Consider the following 886-nt stretch of genomic DNA (forward strand, 5'->3'; position numbering starts at 1 on the left):
CATCGTCGCGGCCCCGATCGCCGGCGCGATGCTCGACCGCAGCCGACGGCCGGGCGTGCTCGTCGCCGGCGCCGGGCTCGTCATCGCCGCCGCGTACGCCTTCGCCGCCTTCCTCGGTCCGGTTCCGGCCTGGGCCGTCGCGATCGCGCTCATCGCCGCGGGAACCGTGACCCCGTTCGTCTTCGGCGGCCTGTCGAGCTTCGTGACCGAGGGCATCCCCGACGAGCGGCGTGCGTACGCGATCGACGCGCTCGCGTACAACCTCGGGGCGGTCGCCGGGCCGGCCGTCGTCGCCGCGACCGCCGTCCTCGGATCGGCGCGGATCGCCACGGTCGTCATGGCGGCGAGCGCGCTCGCGGGGGCTGCCGGCACGGTGCCGTTGCGACTGCGTCCGACCGCGGCGTCGCCCCACGACAGACCGTCGTTCCTCGGCACGATCGCCGCCGGGTTCCGGCACATCGCGACCCACCGTCCCCTCGCGGTCATCACGTGGAGCGGCACGCTCAGCCAGTTCGGGTCGGGCGGGCTCGCGATCGCCGCGGTCGCACTGTCGATCGCTCGCAGCGGTGATGCCGGCGAGGGCGCGATCATCGTCACGTCGTTCGCGATCGGCGGGCTGCTCGGCGCGCTGTGGAACTCGCGGCGTCCGCCGCGCCGCTCACCCGAGTGGGTCATGGGCTGGGGCTTCGCTGCGACGGGCATCTGCACGGTCGTCGCCGCGTTCGACCTCGGCCCGGCCTGGGCGATCGCCGCGATCGGCGCCTCGGGCCTCTTCACCGCGCCGAGCGCGGCCGCCATGCTGCTCATCCGCAAGCAGCAGAGCCCGTCCGCGCTGCGCTCGCAGGTGTTCACGGTGGGTGCGGGCCTCCGTGCGGCCGCCGCCGCG

The 886-nt window shown here is 75.4% G+C and carries 1 protein-coding gene; it reads left to right on the top strand.

Annotation, left to right across the window (positions count from 1 at the left end; all coding sequences use genetic code 11):
* The coding region (locus ESO86_RS19550) for an MFS transporter (protein WP_165308365.1) at positions 1 to 886 on the top strand (886 nt) is incomplete at both ends.

The organism is Agromyces binzhouensis, from assembly GCF_004135055.1.
In the GTDB taxonomy this organism is placed as follows: domain Bacteria; phylum Actinomycetota; class Actinomycetes; order Actinomycetales; family Microbacteriaceae; genus Agromyces; species Agromyces binzhouensis.